This is a genomic window from Micromonospora sp. NPDC047707 (assembly GCF_040704235.1).
Lineage (GTDB): Bacteria > Actinomycetota > Actinomycetes > Mycobacteriales > Micromonosporaceae > Micromonospora.
This window is the reverse complement of record NZ_JBEYSU010000001.1, coordinates 341,822-361,704: the sequence shown is the minus strand read 5'-3', so window position 1 is coordinate 361,704 and position 19,883 is coordinate 341,822. Positions and strand designations below refer to the sequence as shown.

Sequence of the window (19,883 nt, the reverse complement as noted above, 5' to 3'; positions counted from 1 at the left end):
GCCGTGCTGACGGCGCCGGTACGGCAACTCGGGGAATCGGAGCGCCGCGCGGTCGAGCGCCTGCTCGACCTCGACCCGTACGCGGGTGCGCAGGTCGCCGAGCGGGTCGCCGCGCGGGGCCTCGCCTGGTGGCGCGCGGAGGGGCGGGTCCTCGGGTACGGCAACCGCCGCCAGCTGGAGTCGCTCTGCTGGCTGGGCGGCAACCTCACGCCGGTGCTCGCCTCGGAGCCGGCCGTCGCCGCGTTCGCCGACCTGCTCGCCGGTGAGGAGCGGCTCTGCTCCTCGATCGTCGGGCGGGCCGATGCGGTGCTCGGGCTGTGGGACCGTCTCTCCTCGACCTGGGGTCCGGCCCGGGACGTCCGCCCCAACCAGCCGCTGCTCGCCACCGACGAGGTGCCCGGCGTGCCGGTCGACCCGCACGTGCGCCGGGTACGCCGGGGCGAGGTGGACCGGCTCTTCCCGGCGGCGGTGGCGATGTACACCGAGGAGGTGGGTGTCTCGCCGTTGGCCGAGGACGGCGGACGTAGTTACCGCCGCCGGGTGGAGGACCTGGTCCGGGCCGGCCGGGCGTACGCGCGGTTCGTCGACGGCGCCGTCGTGTTCAAGGCCGAGCTGGCGGTGGTCACCCGGCGGACCGCGCAGGTCCAGGGGGTCTGGGTCGCCCCGGAGTGGCGGGGCCGGGGGATCGCCACGGCCGCCATGGCGGCCGTCGTCCGGGACGCGCTGCGTCGCGTCGCGCCGACCGTGAGCCTGTACGTCAACGATTTCAACGTGCCCGCCCGGCGGGTGTACGAGCGCTGCGGCTTCCGCCCGGTGGGCACCCTGGCCACCGTGCTGTTCTGACGCCCGCCGCCCGCCGCCCGCCGCCCGCCGCGCCGGCCCGCATGGCCCGGATCACGTCGGCCGATGAGTTCCGGATCGGACGGCCGGGACTATGCTGGGCATGTTTTTGTACTGACTGGTCAGTCCAAGGAGTGCGCGTGGGGGATGCGGTCATCGAGGCGCACCAACTCGGCCTGCGTACCCGGCGCGGTTGGGTGTTCCGGGACGTCGACCTGACCGCCGCTCGCGGCGACCTGCACGCCGTCGTCGGGCCGCCGGGCAGCGGCCGGACATCGCTGCTGCTCGCCCTCGCCGGGCGCTTCCCCACCACGCACGGGCGGTTGCTGCGACACGGCACCTCCGCCCTCGGCCACGTTCCCGACGTGCACGAGCCGGATCCCGCGCTGACCGTCGCCGAGCACGTCCGGGAGCGGCTGCTGCTCCTCGGGCCGGTCCCGCACCGGCGTCGCCAACTGGTGCCGGTGGCGGCCCTGCGGGCCCGGCGCGCGTACCGGCGGGACGCCTTCGCCACCGCGATCGCCGGCGCGGGGCTGACCGACGACGTGCCGTTCGACCCGGCCACCCGGGGCCGGAACCTGACGCCGCTGCAGCGCCAGGTGCTGGGGCTCGTCCTGGCCACGTTGAGCGGCCCGGCGCTGATCGTCGCCGACGACGTGGACGCCGGGTCGGACGCCGCCGAGCGCGGCTGGCTCTGGACGGCGCTCAGCCACCTGGCCGACCGGGGGTACGCCGTCATCGCCACCGCCCGCGCCGTCGAACCGGACAGCCCGGCGATCGTGCACCGCCTCGGCGACCCACCGCCGGTGCCCTCGCTCGCCACCGCCCTCACCCGCGACACCCGCTCCCCGCTCCGGCCCGAGCCGCCGACCACAGCCGCGCCGGCCGCCGAACCCGCGCCCCGCGACGGCGACCCCTCCGTGACCGACGTCGAGACCGTCGAGGTGACCCCGTGAGCGTGTTCCGACTGGCCCGTTCCGAGCTGCGCCGGATGACGCGGGGCCGGCTGCCCCGGGCCGCGCTGGCCGTGCTCACCGTCATCCCGCTGCTCTACGGCGCCCTCTACCTGTACGCCTTCTGGGACCCGTACACCAAGCTCGACCGCATCCCGGTGGCGCTGGTCAACGCCGACCGCCCGGCCACCGCGAGCGACGGAAGCGCCGTGCACGCCGGGCAGGACCTCACCGACGAACTGCTCGACCGGCGGGTGTTCGGCTGGCACGTCACCGACGCCGAGGACGCCGCCGCCGGACTGCGCAGCGGCCGGTACCACCTCGCGTTCACCATCCCGGCTGACTTCTCCGCCACCCTCGCCGCGGGCCCGGACCCCGCGCGGCCGGCCCGGCAGGGGCGGCTGAAGCTGGTCAGCGACGACTCCACCAACTACCTCTCCGGGCTGCTCGCCCGGTCGGCCTTCGCCGAGATCCGGGCGGCCGCCGGGGAGAGCACCGCCGCGGGCTACTTCGCGAAGATGCTGGTCGGCTTCACGGACCTCAAGTCGGAGACGGCCCGCGCCGCCGACGGCGCGGGGAAGGTCGCCGACGGCCTCGGCGGCGCCACGGACGGCGCCGGGACGCTGGCCGGCGGACTGGACCGGAGCGTGGGCGGTGCCGGCCGGCTCGCCGACGGCCTGGACGCGTCCACGGCCGGCGCGGGCCAGCTCTCCGGCGGCCTGGACCGGAGTGCCGACGGCGCCGGTGACCTGGCCGACGGGCTCGGGCAGTTGCGGACCGGCGCGGTGCAGCTCGCCGACGGGACGGCACGGGCGGCCTCCGCCACCCGCGCCGTCGCCGACCGGGTCGACCACGCGGCCGGCCGGGTCGAGCCGGTGCTGCGGGAGAACGCCGAGCTGATCGAGACGTCCGCGACCGCCGTGGCCGAGGGCGCCGAGGCCCTCGCTGCCGGGCTGGACGTGCTGCCCACCCGGGCCGAGGAGGCGGTGAACGCCGCCCGGGCGGTCCGCGACCGGCTCGACGCGCTGGTCGCGGCCCACCCCGAGCTGGCCGACGACCCGGCCGTGGTGGCCGCCCGCCGGGCCGCCGACCAGGCGGTCGCCGCGGCCGAGGCGGTGGTGGCCGGGCTGGAACGGACCGACCTCGCCGCCCTGCGGGAGCGGATGACGGCGGTGGCGGCGACCGCGCGCGAGATCGCGGCGGCCGCCCCGCACCTCGCCGACGACGTCGCCGCCGCCCGCGCGAAGGTGGACGAACTGGCGAGCGGCCTGACCACCCTCGCCGAGGGCAGTGCCCGGCTGCGGGACGGCCTGGACACGGCCGCCACCGGCGCGGACGAGCTGCACGGCGGGCTGTTCCGCCTTGCCAGCGGCGCCCGGGAACTGGACGGCGGCCTCCAGCGGCTGGGCGCCGGCAGTGAACGGCTCGCCGACGGACTCGTCCGGCTGGAGGGCGGCGCCGGGGACCTCGCCGACGGGCTGACGCGGCTCGGCACGGGCGCCGGCGACCTCGCCGACGGGCTCACCGCCGGGGCCGGGAAGATCCCCGGGTACGACGACGCGGACGCCCGCGCCGACATCCTCGGGGATCCGGTGGCGCTGGACCGCACCGCGCACAACGCCGCCGGCTCGTACGGCGTGGGCTTCGCCCCGTACTTCCTCGGCCTGGCTCTCTGGGTCGGCGCGATGATCACGTACCTGCTGCTGCGCCCGCTCAACCGGCGGCACGTGATGTCCGGTGCGGCGGCCTGGCGGGTCGCGCTCGCGGGCTGGCTGCCCGCCGCGGCGATCGGCCTGGCCCAGGCCGGGGTGCTCTTCGCGGTGGTGACGCTGGCGCTCGGGCTGGACCCGGCGCGGCCCGCCGCGACCCTCGGGGTGCTGGCGCTGGCCTCGCTCGTCTTCACCGCGATCGTGCAGTGGCTCGGCGCGCAGCTCGGCCCGGCCGGGCGGTTGGCCGCCCTGGCGCTGCTCATGCTGCAGCTCACCTCGTCCGGCGGCACCTACCCGGTGGAGACATCGCCCGGCTTCTTCCAGGTGATCCACCCGTGGCTGCCGATGAGCTACCTGGTCACGGCGCTGCGCCACACCATCAACGGCGGGGCGGTCGGGCCGGTGGTGACCGGCGCGCTCGTGCTGGTCGCGTTCGGGGCGGGCGCGCTCGTGCTCACCGGCCTCGCCGCGCGGCGGGCGCGCCGGCTGACCCCGGCCACCCTCCACCCGGAGCTGGCCATGTGAGGATGCTGGGGGCGGCGCGGAGTGCACGGGGGAGAGCGAGTGGCGGACGGACGGAGCCGGCGGCGGGAGGACACCCGTCAGCGCCTCTTCGAGGCGGCCGTGGAACTCATCGCCGAGCAGGGCTACTCCGCCACCACCGTGGACGACATCGCCGCCCGCGCCGGCGTCGCCAAGGGCACCGTCTACTACAACTTCCAGTCCAAGACGGTCCTCTTCGAGGAGTTGCTGCGGCACGGCATCGGTCTGCTGACCGCCGAGTTCCGCGCCGCCGTGGCCGGGTTGCCGCCCCGCGAGGCGCTGGCCGCCCTGGTGCGCGCCGAACTGGAGTACATCCGCCGCTACCGGGCCTTCGCCCAGTTGCTGCTGTCGGAGATGTGGCGCACCAACCGGGAGTGGCAGCAGACCCTGCGGCTGCTGCGCGGCGAGGCGATCGAGGTGATCGCCGAGACCGTACGGGCCGGCGTGGCCAGCGGGGACCTGCCGGCGGACCTGGACGTGCGGACCGCCTCGTCGGCGCTGTTCGGCGTCGGCCTGGTGGTCGCCGTGGACTGGCTCGTCTTCCAGCCCGACCGCCCCCTCGAGGACGTGCAGGACGCCCTCCTCATCATCGTGCGACGGGTCGCCGAGGCGTAAGGAAGGGCCCCTTGTTAACGCCTGCGGTAGAGGAGGGGCCCCCTGGTGACGCGCCACCGCGCGTCACCAGGCGGCGACGCATCGACGGGTAAATGCGTTGATCGCCCGGGTCGACTCGGGCGACGCTGGTCCTACCGCCACCGTCTGCCGTAAGGGGTCTCGCCGTGCGTCTGCTCCGCGACATGTGGGCCACGTCGCCCCGCCGCATGGCGATCGTGACCGTCCTGGTCGTGCTCGGCGCCGGCGGCCAGGCGGCCGCCGCGGCCCTGGCCGGGCCGGTCCTGCTGCACCGGTCCACCGGATACTTCACCGTCCTCGCCGCCGCGCTGGTCGCCGCCGTCGTCAGCGACCTCGTCGTCAGCCTGCTGATGGCGGGCGTGACCGCGGACTGGTCCGCCGCCGTCCGGCGCCGGCTGTGCCGGGTCGCGTTCGGGCAGGACCTGCCCACTCTGGAGACGACGCCGGTCGGTGAGCTGCTCGACCGCATCGACGGCGACGTCTACCAGGTCGCCGCCGCCGTGCGGGCCCAGGGCGTACGCATCGCGCAGATGCTGGCGGTCGGTGTGCTCTCCACCGCCGTCGCGATCGGCGTGTGGTGGCCGGCCGGCGTCACCATGCTGGTGCTGGCCGGTGCGCTCGTCGTCGGCCTGCGCCGGCCCACCGCCCGGATCGTGCCGGCCCGGATGGCGGAGGAGGAGGCCTGGTCCGACCTGGCGGCGGTGATGGAGGAGGCCATCCACGGCCAGGACGACGTCCGCACCAGCCTCGCCCAGCCGTACGTGCTCCGGCTCTACGCCACGCGGGCGGCGGCCGTGCTCTCCCGCGGCCTGCGGGTCTGGCGGATGTCGGCGAAGGTGACGACCGTGGCGGCCGGGGTCACCCGTGCGGGGATCGCGGCGGTGGTGCTCGCCGGGGCGTGGGCACTGGCCACCGGCCGGATGGACGGCGCCCGACTCACCGCGGTGTGGCTGCTCGCCATCGCGTTCGGCGCCACCGTCGAGCACGTCAGCCGGATGGTGCCCGAGCTGCAGTACGCGCTCGGCGCCTGGGGCCGCGTGCAGCTGCTGGAGGACTCGCCGCAGGAACCCACCGGCGGGCAGGCCCCGCTCGACGGTGACCTCTCGGTCCGGGGGCTCACCTTCCGCTACCCGGTGGCCGACGGCACCCGGGGGCCCGCCCTGCGCGACGTCCACCTGACCTTCACCCGCGGCCGCTCGTACGCGCTGGTCGGCCGCACCGGCTCCGGCAAGTCGACCCTGGCCAAGGTGCTCACCCGGGCCGTCGACGTGCCGGCGGGGACGGTCTTCCTCGGCGGCCGCGACCTGCGCGACCTCGACGTCGAGCAGCTCCGCCGGTGGATCGCCGTGGTGCCGCAGCGCACCGAGATCCTGGCCGGGACGCTCGCCGAGAACGTCGCGCTCTTCGATCCCGGCCTGCTCGACGACGCGGCCCGCGCGCTGCACGAGCTGGGTCTCGCCACCTGGATCGCCGAGCTGCCCGACGGGCTGCACACCCGGCTCGGCGAGGGCGGGCACGTGCTTTCCGCCGGGCAGGAGCAACTGGTCGCGTTCGCCCGGATCCTGGTGCGGGACCCGCACGTGGTGATCCTGGACGAGGCCACCGCCCGGCTCGACCCGGTCACCGAGGCGCGCGTGCAACGCGCCACCGAGCGGCTGCTGCGCGACCGGATCGGCATCGTCATCGCCCACCGGCTCTCCTCGGTGCGGCACTGCGACGAGGTGGTCGTGCTGGCCGACGGCGCGGTGGTCGAGGCGGGACCGCTGCGGGAGTCGGAGCGCTTCGCCGAACTGCTCGCCACCAGCCACACCGCCGCGTACGCCCGGGGTGGCACGCGCAGCCGCGGCGGCGGGCTCGACCTGCTGGAGGGCCCGGAGCCGGACGCGCCGGGGGACCAAGCTCCGTCCGCCGAGCCCGCCGACCGCACACCACCGGCGGGGGCCGCGCCCGAGGACCGCACGCCACCGCCGACCGCGACGTTCGCGGGCACGCTGCGGGAGATCGTGCGGCTGGTCTTCAACGACCCGCGGTACGGGCTGGCGGCGCTGGCGCTGTTCATGGTGCTGGTGCTGATCGGCCTGGACGGCCCGTTGCTGCCGTGGCTCTGGGCGGACGTGGTCGACGGCGTCGGCGACCCGTGGCTGCCGGCGCTCGGCATCGCCGCCGGGCTGCTGGTGACGCTGCCCGTCCCCTGGTACACGAGCATCTGGTTCCCGGGCTGGTGGGTCCGGCAGATGCTGCGGATCAGCCTGCGCCTCGTGCACGGGCAGACCGGGCCCCGGCGGGTCAGCACGCACACCCCGGCCGAGGTGGTGGCCCAGGGCGGTGACACCGAACGGGTCGTGCAACTGGCCGACAACCTGCTGGATCAGGCGGCCGCACTCGTGCTGCTGGTGGCGATGACGGCGATCTCCGGCAGCGTCGTACCCGGGCTGTTCTTCGCCGGGACGATGCTGGTGTCCGGGCTGGCGGCGACGCTGTTCGGCCCTCGCCTGGAGCGCACCGCGCGGGAGACGGTGGCGGCGCGGGCGGCGTTCGCGACCGCGCTGGTCTCCTCGCTGTCCGCCGCCCGTACGGTGAAGCTGGCCGGCGCGACCCGGCCGGTGCTCACCCACCTCGCCGACCTGGACGTGACGCGCAGCGAGCGGCAGCGGCGGGAGATCTCCGTGCAGGTGTGGTCCCGGTCGACGCCGTCGCTGGTCAGCGGGCTGCTGCCGATCGGCGCCTGGGCGCTGTTCCTGACCGGCACGCTGTCGGCGGGGGCGACCCTGGTCGCCGTGGCCACGCTCGCCGCGGCGCGCTGGTTCGCGTGGACCACGGCGTCGCTGATCTCGCAGGTGCCGTCCGCGCGGGTGTGGACCCGCCGGACGATGGCGATGGCCGGCGTGGCCGCGTACTCGGCTTCCCTGCCCGACGTGGACCTGGCCACCGGGGAGGCACCGGCGCCGGCCGTGCCGCCGCGGCACCCGCTGCGCCGGCTGGAGCTGTCCGGCTTCGGCGTCCGGCACACCGACGGCACGACGGCCGTGCGGGAGGTCGACCTGACCGTGGAGCGCGGCCAACTCGTGCTGGTGGTCGGGCCGGTCGGCTCGGGCAAGTCGTCACTGCTGCGGGCCCTGGCCGGGATCGCGCCGCACACGGGTCGCCTGACCTGGAACGGTGAGCCGGTCACCGAACCGGAGCTGTTCCTGCGCCCGCACCAGGTGGGTTACGTCGGCCAGCTGCCCCGGGTGCTGTCCGGGACGGTCGCCGACAACATCACCCTCGGCCATCCGGTCGACGCCGCCGCGGCCGTGTCGACCGCCCAGCTCGACCACGACCTCGCGGCGTCCGGGGCCGGGCTGGGGCTGATGATCGGGCACAAGGGCACCCGGCTCTCCGGCGGGCAGCTCCAGCGCCTCGCGCTGGCCCGGGCGCTCGCACCGCGTACCGAGCTGCTAGTGGCCGACGACGTGTCGTCCGCGCTGGACGTCACCACCGAGCTGGCGCTCTGGGAGGCGCTGCGCCGGCACGGCGTGACGGTGGTCGGCTCGACGTCGAAGCGGGCGGCGCTGGTCCGCGCCGACCACGTCGTGGTGCTGGAGAACGGCCGGGTCGCCGCCCAGGGCCCCTGGCGCGACCTGGAACCAACCTGGTCCCACCTGGCCGGCTGACGCCGCCCGTTACCACCCCCCACCCCGCGCGCCCCTTCGGCCCGCGCGCCCCACCCCCGCGCCCGACCGTGCGTCGATCATGAAGTTAGCGGGGTCAAATCGGGCAGAACCACCCGCTAACTTCATGATCAACCCGAGTGGGTGGGTCAGCGGGGTGGGCGGGTCAGGTGGCGCGGAGGTACTGGGCGGGCCAGGTGGGGGTGGTGCCGAGCTTGGCGGCGGCGCGGTGCGGCCAGTACGGGTCGCGGAGCAGTTCCCGGCCGAGCAGCACCAGGTCGGCCTCTCCGGTCGCCACGATCTGCTCGGCCTGCTCCGGCTCGACGATGAGCCCCACCGCGCCGGTGGCCACGCCGGCCTCCCGCCGGATGCGGGCGGCCAGGGGCACCTGGTAGCCCGGGCCGACGGGCACCGTCGCGTCGGGGGACGCCCCGCCGGAGGAGCAGTCGACGAGGTCGACGCCGGCGGCGGCCAGTTCGCCGGCGAGGACGACGCTGTCGTCGACCGACCAGCCGCCGTCAACCCAGTCGGTGGCGGAGATCCGGGCCAGCACCGGCAGGTCCTCGCCGACGGCGGCGCGGACCGCCCGCGCCACGGCCAGGGTGAGGCGCATCCGGCCCGCGCGGTCGCCGCCCCACCCGTCGGTGCGGTGGTTCGTCAGCGGCGACAGGAACTCGTGCAACAGGTAGCCGTGCGCGGCGTGGATCTCGACCGCCTGGAAGCCGGCGTCGACGGCGCGACCGGCCGCCGCCGCGAACGCCTCGACCACTGCGGCGATGCCGGACTCGTCCAGCGCGGTCGGACGCCGGTAGTCGGGAACGAAGGGTTCGTTGCCCGGGCCGACGGGGGTCCAGCCACCCTCGGTGTCCGGAACGCCACCCCGTCGCGGCTCCCACGGCCGGTACGTGGAGGCCTTGAATCCGGCGTGCGCCAACTGCACCGCCGGCACCGCGCCCTGCGCGGCGACGAACGCGGTGACCGGCCGCCACGCGTCGACGTGCGCGCCGGACCAGAGGCCGGTGTCCTGGGGGCTGATCCGCCCGTCGGGCAGCACCGCGGTGGCCTCGGTCAGGACCAGGCCGGCGCCGCCGACGGCCCGGGTGCCGAGGTGCACGAGGTGCCAGCCGGTCGGCAGGCCGTCCGGGCCGGCGGTGTACTGGCACATCGGCGCGAGGGCCACCCGGTTGGGCAGCGTCACCGCGCGCAGGGCGAGGGGGGTGAACAGGGTGCTCATCTCGTCATCCTCTCGACTGCGCGACGGAGGACACCGGTGCGGTGCCCTCCGTCGCGGACGGGATGGTCAGGCCGGGACCGGCGCCAGGTCCTCGTCCCGGGCCGGGCGGGGTTCGCGCTCGACGGCGGCGCGCCGGCCGGCCGAGTCGTACGCGGTCCGGTCGAGGGTGCCCTCCCGGGCGGCGACGATCGTCGGCACGAGCGCCTGACCGGCCACGTTGGTGGCGGTCCGGATCATGTCGAGGATCGGGTCGATGGCCAGTAGCAGGCCCGCGCCGGCCAGCGGCAGGCCGAGCGTGCTCAGGGTCAGGGTCAGCATGACGATCGCACCGGTCAGGCCGGCGGTCGCCGCCGAGCCGACCACGGAGACGAATGCGATCAGCAGGTAGTCGGTGACGCCCAGGTCCACCCCGAAGACCTGTGCCACGAAGATCGCGGCCAGGGCCGGGTAGATCGCCGCGCAGCCGTCCATCTTCGTGGTGGCCCCGAAGGGCACCGCGAAGGAGGCGTACTCGCGGGGGACGCCGAGGCGCTCGACCGAGCGCTGGGTCACCGGCATGGTGCCCACCGAGGAGCGGGAGACGAACGCCAGCTCGATCGCCGGCCAGGCGCCGGCGAAGAAGCGCAGCGGGTTGAGCCGGCCGGCGCCGAGAAGCAGCAGCGGGTAGACGACGAACAGCACGATCGCGCAGCCCACGTACACGGCGGTGGTGAAGCGCGCGAGCGGGGCCAGCAGGTCCCAGCCGTACGAGGCGACGGCGTTGCCGATCAGGCCCAGGGTGCCGATCGGGGCGAGCCGGATCACCCACCACAGCGCCTTCTGGACGATCTCCAGCAGCGCGCGGTTGAGCGCGACGAACGGCTCGGCGGCCGGGCCGACGAGCAGTGCGGCGGCGCCGACGACGAGGGCGAGGAAGACGATCTGGAGCACGTTGCCCTCGACGAACGCGCCGACCGGGTTGGTCGGCACGATGCCGGTGAGGAAGTCGGTCCACGAGCCGGTCTTCTTCGGGGCGGTGGCGGCGGCGGTGTCCAGGGTGACGCCGCGGCCGGGGTCGGTGAGGACGCCGAGGCCGATGCCGACGCCCACCGCGACCAGCGCGGTCACGCCGAACCAGAGCAGGGTCTTCAGCGCCAGCCGGGCGGCGTTCGTCACGCCCCGCAGGCTGACCACGCTGACCACGATCGCGGTGAAGACCAGCGGCGGCACGGCCAGCTTGAGCAGCTGGACGAACAGGCCGCCGACGGTGTCGAGGGTGCTGGCGAGCCAGGTCAGGTCGTTGGCGCGGGCCAGGAAGCCGAGCGCCACGCCGAGAACGAGCCCGAGCAGGATCTGCATGGAAAAGGGAACTCTGCGCACGGAAGGTCCAAGTCTGGAGGGGGTCGGTCAGGGCGGCGTCAGGGGAGAAGCCGCGCCGGACAGACGCCGCTGGCCTGCAGTCGGAGGTCGACGTACAGGCGCACGGTGAGGTTCCAGACGTTGGTCATCGTTGGCCGACGCTACTCGCGGCGCACGCACGGCTGGAAGGACCGACTTGGGTGACGCTCCTTACAGCCCGGGTCTCCTCACCGCCGGGCCGCGCCGAGCGCGGCGGCGGTGGCCAGACCCCAGCCGGCGGCCACCGCCAGCAGCAGCCGCTCCAGCACCCCGACCAGGCCGCTCCGGCCGACCGTCAGCATCGCCAGGCCGATCGCCCCGGACAGCGGCAGCGCCAGGGCGACGCCCACGCCGGCGATCCGGCGCAGCGGCCGGTGCGCGGCGGGGGAGAGCAGCACCGCCAGCATCGCGAACACCACCGCCGCCGTCGCGGCGATGCTGGCCCCGCCGTGCACCAGGTCGGCCACCGTGGCCCGCTCGAACGGCGGCAACGGGCAGCCGGCGCTGCACGTGACCGCGCCGGAGAGCAGGGTGCAGAGACCACCGGCGGCGAGCAGCGCCGCCGCCGGCCGCAGCGCCGCCGGAAGCGCCGCCGCGAGCAGCAGCAACGCCGTGGCGAGGGCGAAGACCCCGATCCGGTACGCCGGGGCGTACGCGCTGCCGGCCACGCCGGCCTCGCTGACGTACCCGGTCAGACCGGGGCCGGGACCGGCGACCACGGCGACGGTCACCGCGGCGACCCCGGCGACGGTGCTGCCGGCCGCGACCGCCGCGGCAGCCGCCCGGCGAGTGCCCACGGCGGCGGACCCGGCCGGGGGCCGGCGGGCGGTCGCGGTGCCCCGGCGCCGGTCAGCCACGTCCGTGGGGCGTCGTCCAGCCGGCGAGGTCCGGACCCAGCGGCACGATCCCGGTGGGGTTGATCATCTTGTGGGTGGCGTAGTAGTGCCGCTTGATGTGGTCGAAGTCCACCGTCTCGCCGAAGCCCGGCGTCTGGAACAGGTCCCGGGCGTACGCCCACAGCACCGGCATCTCGGTCAGCTTCTGCCGGTTGCACTTGAAGTGCCCGTGGTACGCCACGTCGAAGCGCACCAGCGTGGTGAACAGGCGGACGTCGGCCTCGGTGATCGAGTCGCCCATCAGGTAGCGCCGGCCGGCCAGCCGCTCCGACAGCGCGTCCAGCCGGGCGAAGAGCGCCCGGAACGCCTCGTCGTACGCCGACTGGGAGGTGGCGAACCCGCACCGGTAGACGCCGTTGTTGACGTCCCGGTGGATCTCCGCCATCAGCGCGTCCATCTCCGGTCGCAGCTCCACCGGGTACAGGTCCGGCGCCCCCGGCTTGTGGAAACGTCGCCACTCGGTGGAGAAGTCGAGCGTGAGCTGCGGGTAGTCGTTGGTGACCACCCGAGCGGTGAGCGTGTCGACCAGCGCCGGAACGGTGACCCGGCCGGTGTAGTCGGGGTCGCTCGCCAGGTACGCCTCGGAGAGGTAGCCGATCCCGAGCACCGGGTCGAACGCGTCCGGGTCGAGGGTGAACCGCCAACCCCGCTCGTCCCGGATCGGGTCCACGGTGCCGAGGGAGATCACGTCGTCCAGCCCGAGCAGGCTGCGGACGATCCGGGCCCGGTGCGCCCAGGGACAGGCGCGGCACCAGATCAGCCGGTAGCGGCCCGGCTCCACCGGCCAGCGGTCCTGGTCGTCCGGCCCACCACCCGGTACCGAGGTGGAATGCGGGGTGACCCGACCGGTGAACCGGTTGGGCTGGCGTACGAACTCGCCACCGCGACTGGTCTCTGCGCTGAACTGGGCCCGGGCCATGCCGTCAACCTATCCCGTCCGCGCGCGGATATCCTGGCCCCCGGAACGCCGGCCGCGACCCGGCGGGCGCTCCGACCCCACCCTTCCCACCCCCAGAGGACTCGCGATGACCGTGGCATACCTGGTGGCCGGTGTCCGCACCCCGATCGGCCGGTACGCCGGCGCGCTCGCCGGCGTCCGCCCCGACGACCTGGCCGCACACGTGATCCGCGAGCTGGTCGCCCGCCACCCGTCGGTGGACTGGGCCCGCACCGACGACGTCGTCCTCGGTTGCGCGAACCAGGCCGGCGAGGACAACCGCAACGTCGCGCGGATGGCGGCGCTGCTCGGCGGCCTGCCCGAGGAGGTGCCCGGCAGCACCGTCAACCGGCTCTGCGGCTCCGGCCTGGACGCCCTCGCGTCCGCCGCCCGCTCGATCGTCGCCGGCGAGGCCGACCTCGTGGTGGCGGGTGGCGTGGAGAGCATGAGCCGGGCGCCGTTCGTGCTGCCCAAGGCGGAGACCGCGTTCGCCCGCACCGCCGAGGTGTACGACACCACCATCGGCTGGCGGCTGGTCAACCCGCTGATGAAGCGGGGCTGGGGCATCGACTCGATGCCGGAGACGGCGGAGAACGTGGCCGCCGAGTACGGCGTCGACCGTGCCGCCCAGGACGGGTTCGCGTACCGGTCCCAGCAGCGGGCCGCGAAGGCGCAGGCCGACGGCCGGTTCGCCGAGGAGATCGTGCCGGTCACCGCCCCCGCCGGCCGGCGGGAGATGAAGCTGGTCGAGGTCGACGAGCACCCTCGGGAGACGTCGCTGGAGAAGCTCGCGGCGCTGCCCACGCCGTTCCGCGAGGGCGGCACGGTGACCGCCGGCAACTCCTCGGGCGTCAACGACGGCGCGGTGGCGCTGCTGGTCGCGTCGGAGGCCGCGGTCGCCCGGTACGGGCTCACCCCGCTGGCCCGGGTGGCGGGCGCCGCCGCGGCCGGCGTACCCCCGCGGATCATGGGGGTGGGTCCGGTGCCGGCCACCCGTAAGCTGCTCGACCGGCGCGGCCTGGCGCTGGGCGACGTGGACGTGGTCGAGCTGAACGAGGCGTTCGCCGCGCAGGCGGTGGCCGTGCTGCGCGAGCTGGGCCTGCCCGAGGACGCCGAGCACGTCAACCCGAACGGCGGCGCGATCGCGCTCGGGCACCCGCTCGGCGCGAGTGGCGCCCGGCTGGCCCTGACCGCCGCGTTGGAGCTGCGTCGCCGCGGCGGCCGGCGCGCGCTGGCCACGATGTGCGTCGGCGTGGGCCAGGGCATCTCGCTGTTGCTGGAGGCCGCCGGCTGAGCCGGCCGTACCGCGTCCGCCGGGCACCGGGGGACGCGGTACGGTGACCCCACCGGCCACTGTGGTCGGTCGGTTCCGCTGGGTGACGGCGGGGGCCGGCGGGCGACGTCGTCCGGCTTGGATCTCCCGTACCGGGTGGGGCGGGCCTAGAGTGGTGGGCACCACACGACCCGCGGGTCGGCCGGTGGGCCTCCGTGTGTCCGCACGCGCCCCGACACCGGTTCCCTCCCGCACCGCGGCGACGACTTGGGGTGCAGCACAGTGCAGATGCCGGACGGACTTCCCGCCGAGATCGACCTCTCCCGGCCCAGCGCGGCCCGGGTGTACGACTACTTCCTGGGCGGTGCCCACAACTTTGAGATCGACCGGCAGCTCGCCGAGCAGATCGCCAGTATGACGCCGAACCTGGCGGGCACGATGCGCGCGGGCCGGGAGTTCCTCCGCCGCGCCGTACGGGTGCTGCTGGACGCCGGTATCGACCAGTTCCTCGACATCGGCTCCGGCATCCCGACCGTCGGCAACGTGCACGAGGTGGCCCAGTCCACGAACCCGAAGGCCCGGGTGGTGTACGTGGACATCGACCCGGTGGCCGTGGCGCACAGCCGGGAGCTGCTGGTCGGGAACGACCTGACCGGGGTGGTCCACGCCGACCTGCGGGAGCCGGAGCGCATCCTCGCCGAGTCCCGCGAGTCCGGCCTGCTCGACTTCAACCGGCCGCTCGGCATCCTGCTCGCCGGGGTGGTGCACTTCATCCCGGACACCGACCGGCCGGGCGACATCCTGGCCACGCTGCGGGCCGCCGCCGCACCGGGCAGCCACCTCGTGATCTCCCACTCCACGTACGAGGACCAGCCGCAGGAGATGCTCGACGCCCAGCGGCTGTCGGCGCGGACCGACACCGAGATCACGCTGCGCTCCCGCGCCGAGATCACCGGCTTCTTCGGGGACTGGACGATCCTCGAGCCGGGCGTCGTCCACATGCCGCTGTGGCGGCCCGACTCGCCGTCCGACGTGGACGACAAGCCGGAGCAGTTCGGCGCGTTCGGCGGTGTGGCCCGGTACGACCGGCCCGCCGGCTGATCGAGGTGGCCGCCGTCCCGGAGCCGGGCGGGCACGACGTCAGCCGGGCCGGCGCCCGGGGGTACGCGGCCGAGTGGGCCCGTGCCGTGCGCCGGCTCGGCTTCGTGCCGCTGAGCGCCGGTGAGACGGAGCGGCTGCTGCACCTGCACACCGTCCGGCTGGCGCGGGCGCTGCTCGCCGAGCCGTTCTCGACCCGCCCGGCCGCCGACGTCGGTCGGGCGCTGGTCGAGGCGCACCTGACCGAGCCGGGTGTGCTCGACTGGTCCGTGCGGGCCCTCGGCGACCGCTTCGTCGCCCAGGTGCTGCCCGACCGGGCGCCCACGGCCGGGACGGCCGACCGCGTCGCCGCGATGCAGGGCGCGCTGGCGGCCGGGTTCGCCCGCGCGCTGCGCGACCGCACCTTCGCCCAGCAGGAGCGGATCGCCCGCTCCGCCTGGCAGGCCCGGGACGAGGTGGAGCAGGCGCTGCGGGACAGCGAGGCCCGCTTCCGTGCGGTGTTCACCGGCGCGGCCATGGGCATCGGCATCGCCGGCGTCGACGGTCGGATCATCGACGTCAACCAGGCCTTCGCCGACATGCTCGGCTACTCCATCGACGAGCTGCGGCAGATCAACGTGGCGTCGCTGTTCCATCCCGACGACGCGGCCGGCATGTGGGAGCTGTACCAGGAGCTGATCGAGGGCAAGCACGACTCCGCCCGGGTCGAGAAGCGCTACTACCGCAAGGACGGCAGCGTCGTCTGGACGGACCTGGCCGTCTCGCTGATCCGGTACGACGACGGCCGCCCCCGGTTCACGGTGGCGATGGTCGAGGACATCACCGAGCGGTACGAGCTCCAGCAGCGGCTCCGCTTCCAGGCGTTGCACGACCCGCTCACCGGCCTGCCCAACCGCACCCTCTTCTTCGAGACCCTCGGCCTGGTCCTCGACACCACCGACGCCGAGCGCCGCGTCGGCCTCTGCTTCCTCGACCTGGACGGCTTCAAGGCGGTCAACGACAGCCTGGGCCACGACCTCGGCGACCAGTTGCTGATGGCGATCGCCCGCCGGCTGGCCGACTGCGTCGCCGGTCGCGGCCATCTGGTCGCCCGGATGGGCGGTGACGAGTTCGTCATCCTGGTCGACGACGCGGAGGAGATCGACGACGTGGTGGCGGTGGCCGAGGCCGCCCTGGCCGCTGTCGCCGCCCCGGTCCGCATCGGTGACCACCAGCTCGCGGTCTCGGCGAGTGTCGGCATCGTCGAGTGCCCGGTCGGTGCGACCAGCGCTTCGGAGCTGATGAAGGCCGCCGACACCACGCTGTACTGGGCCAAGGCCGAGGGGCGGAGCCGGTGGGCGGTGTGGGATCCGGAGCGCAGCGCTCGGGACATCGCCCGTTCCGCGCTCGTCGCCGGGCTGCCGGCGGCCCTGGACCGGGGCGAGTTCGTGCTGCACTACCAGCCGATCGTGTCCCTGCTGGAGGGCTCGATGGTGGCCGTCGAGGCGCTCGTCCGCTGGCAGCATCCCGAGCTGGGCCTGGTCGGCCCGGACCGGTTCATCGGCCTGGCCGAGGAGACCGGCCTGATCGTCCAGCTCGGCGAGTGGGTGCTGCGGCGGGCGTGCCGGGACGCGGAGGCGTGGCGGAGCGCGTTCCCCGAGGCCCATCTGGTGGTGAGTGTCAACCTCGCGGCCCGGCAGGCGGAGGACCCGGCCATCGTGGACACGGTCGCCGACGCGCTAGCGTGCAGCGGTCTCCCCGCCGGGCTGTTGCAGCTGGAGCTGACCGAGAGCGCCGTGATGGGGACCGCCGGGGAGCCGCTGCGGTCGCTGCACCGCCTGGCCGGGTTGGGCGTACGGCTGGCGATCGACGACTTCGGGACCGGGTACTCGAACCTGGCGTACCTGCGCCGGCTGCCGATCCACTGCCTGAAGCTCGCCGGTCCGTTCGTGGAGGGCATCCGTGGCGACGGTCCGGAGGCGGTGGCCGGCCACCGGGACGAGCGGATCGTGGACGCCCTGGTCCGGTTGGCGCACGCCTTGGAGCTGTGGGTGACGGCCGAGGCGGTGGAGACCGAGGTGCAGGCCGAACGGCTGCGGGCGCTGCGCTGCGACACCGGGCAGGGGCGCTGGTTCGGTCCGCCGGCGCCCGCGGCCGAGATCACCGCCCGGCTCCGCGGGGAGGGGACGTGACGGGCGTACGCCCGGGTGGGCGTGGTGGCCGGGTGGCCGGCGCCTCGGCGCGGGGCCTGGCGGGGCGCGGTGGCCGGGTGCCGGGCGCGGCGGCCCGCCCGGCGTGCGGGAGAGTGGCGGCGTGGGGCTGACGGACACGCAGGCGGTGGTCACGCTGGTCGCCGGGCTGGCGATCCTGGCCGGCCTGGCGGGGGTGGTGGTGCCCGGCCTTCCGGCGCTGCCGCTGTGCTGGGGCGGGGTGCTGGTCTGGGCCGTCTTCGGCGGTGCCGGGCCGGGGCGGTGGGTGGTGCTCGCCCTCGCCTCGGTCGTGACGGCCGGCGGGGCGGTGGTCAAGTACGCCTGGCCGGGGCGCAACCTCAAGCAGAGCGGCGTGCCCACGTCGTCGCTGCTGGCGGGCGGCCTGTTGGGGGTGGTGGGCTTCTTCGTGATCCCGGTGGTGGGGCTGCTGCTCGGTTTCGTCGCCGGGGTGTGGGGCGCCGAGCGGCTGCGGCTGGGCAGCAACGCGCTCGCTTGGCCGGCCACGGTGCAGGCGCTCAAGGCGGCCGGGCTCTCGATGCTGGTGGAGTTCCTCGCCGGGTTGACCGTGGCCGGTCTCTGGGTGGCCGGCCTGCTGTTCGCCTGAGCGGCGGGCCGCGGCCGGGAGGGCGGCGGCGCGGGGACCCGTCGGGCACGGCGTAGCGCCGTGCGTGAGAGAGAGATGGTGGGTGCCCCGCGCCGCCGCGGACCGGGCGTTGCCGAGCGCCCGGTGGTGGCCCGTTGTGATCGGGCCTGGTCACGTGGTCAAGCATGCGGTCGCGGCAGCCGGATCGGCAACGTAATTTGGCGGCGGGGCAGGGTGGCCGGCATCGGTTAATGGTCTGGTCCTGAACGATTTTTGGTCGATCTCCATTGACCTGCTTCAGGGCGTGGGCCCATCATCCGGTCAGAAGTGGCGTACGTCACAGCCTTCATTCCGGCGGTCCAAGGAGGCATCGATGAGCTCAACGATCCAGGACGGCGTGCCCCGACCAGCCCCGCTCACCGACGAGGAACGGCTCGCCCAACTGGGCTACCAGCAGGAACTGCGCCGGAAGCTGTCCGGCTTCTCCAACTTCGCGGTCTCGTTCTCGATCATCTCCATCCTGGCCGGCGCGATCACCTCGTACGGCATCGCCATGACGGCCGGCGGCCCGCTGGCGATCACGCTGGGCTGGCTCTTCGTCGGCGTCATGGTGATTTTCGTGGCGCTGGCCATGGCCGAGATCTGCTCGGTCTACCCGACGGCCGGAGCGCTGTACTGGTGGGCCGCCGCGCTGGCCAAACGGAACAAGGCCGCGTGGGCCTGGTTCGTCGGGTGGTTCAACTTCCTGGGCGAGGTGGCGGTGACCGCCGCGATCGACTTCGGGGCGGCGATCACCACGTCGGCGTTTCTGAGCCTCACGTTCGACATGGAGGTGACGGCCGAACGGACCTTCCTGATCTTCCTGGTCATCATCGTCGCCCACGGCCTGCTCAACACCTTCGGCGTCAACCTCGTCCGGGTCCTGTCGGACATCAGCGCCTGGTGGCACCTGGTCGGCGTGGCGGTCATCGTCGCCGTGCTCGCGATCGTGCCCGACCAGCACAAGCCGATCTCCGAGGTCTTCCTCGAGGTGCGCAACGAGACCGGCTTCACCTTCGCCGGCGCGGCCGGTTACGCGGTGCTCATCGGTCTGCTGATGGCCCAGTACACGTACACCGGCTACGACGCCAGCGCCCACGTGGCGGAGGAGACGCACGACGCGGCACGGTCCGCGCCCCGCGGCATCGTGATGTCGGTGGTGGTCTCGGTCATCGCCGGTTTCGTGCTCCTGTTCGCCATCACCTGGTCGATCCAGGACTACGAGGCGCAGCGGACCACCGACCTGGGTCTGCCCCCGGCGCAGATCTTCATCGACGCCGCCGGGGACGACCTCGGCACGTTCCTGCTCTTCATCTGCGTGGTCGCCCAGTTCTTCTGCGGCATGGCGTCGGTCACGGCGAACTCGCGGATGGCGTACGCGTTCAGCCGCGACGGCGCGCTGCCCGGTTCCCGGATCTGGAAGCGCGTCAACCGGCGCACCGGCACGCCGACGAACTCGATCTGGCTCTGTGTCGCCTGCTCGTCACTGCTGGTCCTGCCGTCGCTCTGGAACACCACGGCGTATCTCGCGGCCACGTCCATCGCGGTGATCGGCCTGTACATCGCGTACGTGGCACCGGTCTTCCTGCGCCGGCGCACGCCGGACTTCGCGGTCGGCCCGTGGAACCTGGGCCGGTGGAGCGCGGCGGTCGGGTGGATCGCGATCGTCTGGGTCGCGATCATCTGCGTGCTGTTCGTGCTTCCGACCAGCAGCCCCGTCACCGCCACCACCTTCAACTACACGATCGTCGCGGTCGGCGTCGTACTCGGCGGCGCCGGGCTGTGGTGGGTGCTCAGCGCGCGGCACTGGTTCACCGGTCCCCGCCACAACGTGCCGGACCCGGCGATCCCCAGGCCGGCGGCCGGCGCGGAGCCCGTCACCGAGCCGACCGAGTAGGGCCGGTGCCGCCCGGGTGGCGGGTGCTCCGG

At 74.6% G+C, this 19,883-nt stretch carries 14 protein-coding genes; 10 read left to right on the top strand and 4 right to left on the bottom strand.

Going from position 1 to position 19,883, the window contains the following annotated elements; translation table 11 throughout:
• The first annotated feature begins 3 nt into the window (after window positions 1-3).
• The 5 genes from AB0873_RS01730 to AB0873_RS01710 all read left to right on the top strand — a co-directional run bounded on the left by AB0873_RS01730 (window position 4) and on the right by AB0873_RS01710 (window position 8,331).
• On the top strand, window positions 4-843 hold the full coding sequence (locus tag AB0873_RS01730) for a DUF4081 domain-containing GNAT family N-acetyltransferase (protein WP_155333575.1): 840 nt from the start codon (window positions 4-6) through the stop codon (window positions 841-843).
• Between the two features lie 137 nt (window positions 844-980).
• Window positions 981-1,796 carry an ATP-binding cassette domain-containing protein gene (locus AB0873_RS01725; RefSeq protein WP_366597983.1) on the top strand — a complete coding sequence of 272 codons (816 nt, stop codon included), beginning with the start codon at window positions 981-983 and terminating at the stop codon, window positions 1,794-1,796.
• Entirely contained in the window at window positions 1,793-4,027 is a 2,235-nt protein-coding gene (locus AB0873_RS01720; protein WP_366597982.1) for a YhgE/Pip domain-containing protein, read from the top strand. The genes AB0873_RS01725 and AB0873_RS01720 overlap by 4 nt, the downstream gene beginning before the upstream one ends.
• Window positions 4,028-4,066: 39 nt before the next feature.
• Window positions 4,067-4,660 carry a TetR family transcriptional regulator gene (locus tag AB0873_RS01715; protein ID WP_366597981.1) on the top strand — a complete coding sequence of 198 codons (594 nt, stop codon included), beginning with the start codon at window positions 4,067-4,069 and terminating at the stop codon, window positions 4,658-4,660.
• Between the two features lie 164 nt (window positions 4,661-4,824).
• Window positions 4,825-8,331: an ABC transporter ATP-binding protein gene (locus AB0873_RS01710; protein WP_366597980.1), complete on the top strand. Its 3,507-nt coding sequence runs from the start codon at window positions 4,825-4,827 to the stop codon at window positions 8,329-8,331.
• Window positions 8,332-8,494: 163 nt separating this feature from the next.
• Here the strand turns inward: AB0873_RS01710 and AB0873_RS01705 are convergent, their stop codons facing one another.
• From AB0873_RS01705 to AB0873_RS01690, 4 genes are all read right to left on the bottom strand, one after another.
• A complete protein-coding gene (locus tag AB0873_RS01705; protein ID WP_366597979.1) occupies window positions 8,495-9,562 on the bottom strand; it encodes an NADH:flavin oxidoreductase/NADH oxidase in 1,068 nt (355 codons plus the stop codon).
• A 66-nt stretch (window positions 9,563-9,628) separates the two neighbouring features.
• Window positions 9,629-10,921, bottom strand: coding sequence for a dicarboxylate/amino acid:cation symporter (locus tag AB0873_RS01700; RefSeq protein WP_155333570.1), 1,293 nt, complete (start codon window positions 10,919-10,921; stop codon window positions 9,629-9,631).
• Between the two features lie 206 nt (window positions 10,922-11,127).
• Window positions 11,128-11,796, bottom strand: coding sequence for a DUF998 domain-containing protein (locus AB0873_RS01695; RefSeq protein ID WP_366597978.1), 669 nt, complete (start codon window positions 11,794-11,796; stop codon window positions 11,128-11,130).
• On the bottom strand, window positions 11,789-12,754 hold the full coding sequence (locus AB0873_RS01690) for a glutathione S-transferase C-terminal domain-containing protein (protein WP_366597977.1): 966 nt from the start codon (window positions 12,752-12,754) through the stop codon (window positions 11,789-11,791). Before AB0873_RS01690 ends, AB0873_RS01695 begins: the two co-directional genes overlap by 8 nt.
• A gap of 106 nt (window positions 12,755-12,860) precedes the next feature.
• On the opposite strand from AB0873_RS01690, the gene pcaF reads away from it, so the two are divergent.
• The 5 genes from pcaF to AB0873_RS01665 all read left to right on the top strand — a co-directional run bounded on the left by pcaF (window position 12,861) and on the right by AB0873_RS01665 (window position 19,851).
• Entirely contained in the window at window positions 12,861-14,066 is a 1,206-nt protein-coding gene (pcaF, locus tag AB0873_RS01685; protein ID WP_366597976.1) for a 3-oxoadipyl-CoA thiolase, read from the top strand.
• A gap of 261 nt (window positions 14,067-14,327) precedes the next feature.
• Entirely contained in the window at window positions 14,328-15,146 is an 819-nt protein-coding gene (locus tag AB0873_RS01680) for an SAM-dependent methyltransferase (protein WP_366597975.1), read from the top strand.
• 5 nt (window positions 15,147-15,151) lie between these two features.
• Window positions 15,152-17,314: an EAL domain-containing protein gene (locus tag AB0873_RS01675; protein WP_366597974.1), complete on the top strand. Its 2,163-nt coding sequence runs from the start codon at window positions 15,152-15,154 to the stop codon at window positions 17,312-17,314.
• Window positions 17,315-17,435: 121 nt separating this feature from the next.
• A complete protein-coding gene (locus AB0873_RS01670; protein ID WP_155333565.1) occupies window positions 17,436-17,936 on the top strand; it encodes a DUF456 domain-containing protein in 501 nt (166 codons plus the stop codon).
• 352 nt (window positions 17,937-18,288) lie between these two features.
• Window positions 18,289-19,851, top strand: coding sequence for an amino acid permease (locus AB0873_RS01665; protein WP_366597973.1), 1,563 nt, complete (start codon window positions 18,289-18,291; stop codon window positions 19,849-19,851).
• Window positions 19,852-19,883: the final 32 nt, after the last annotated feature.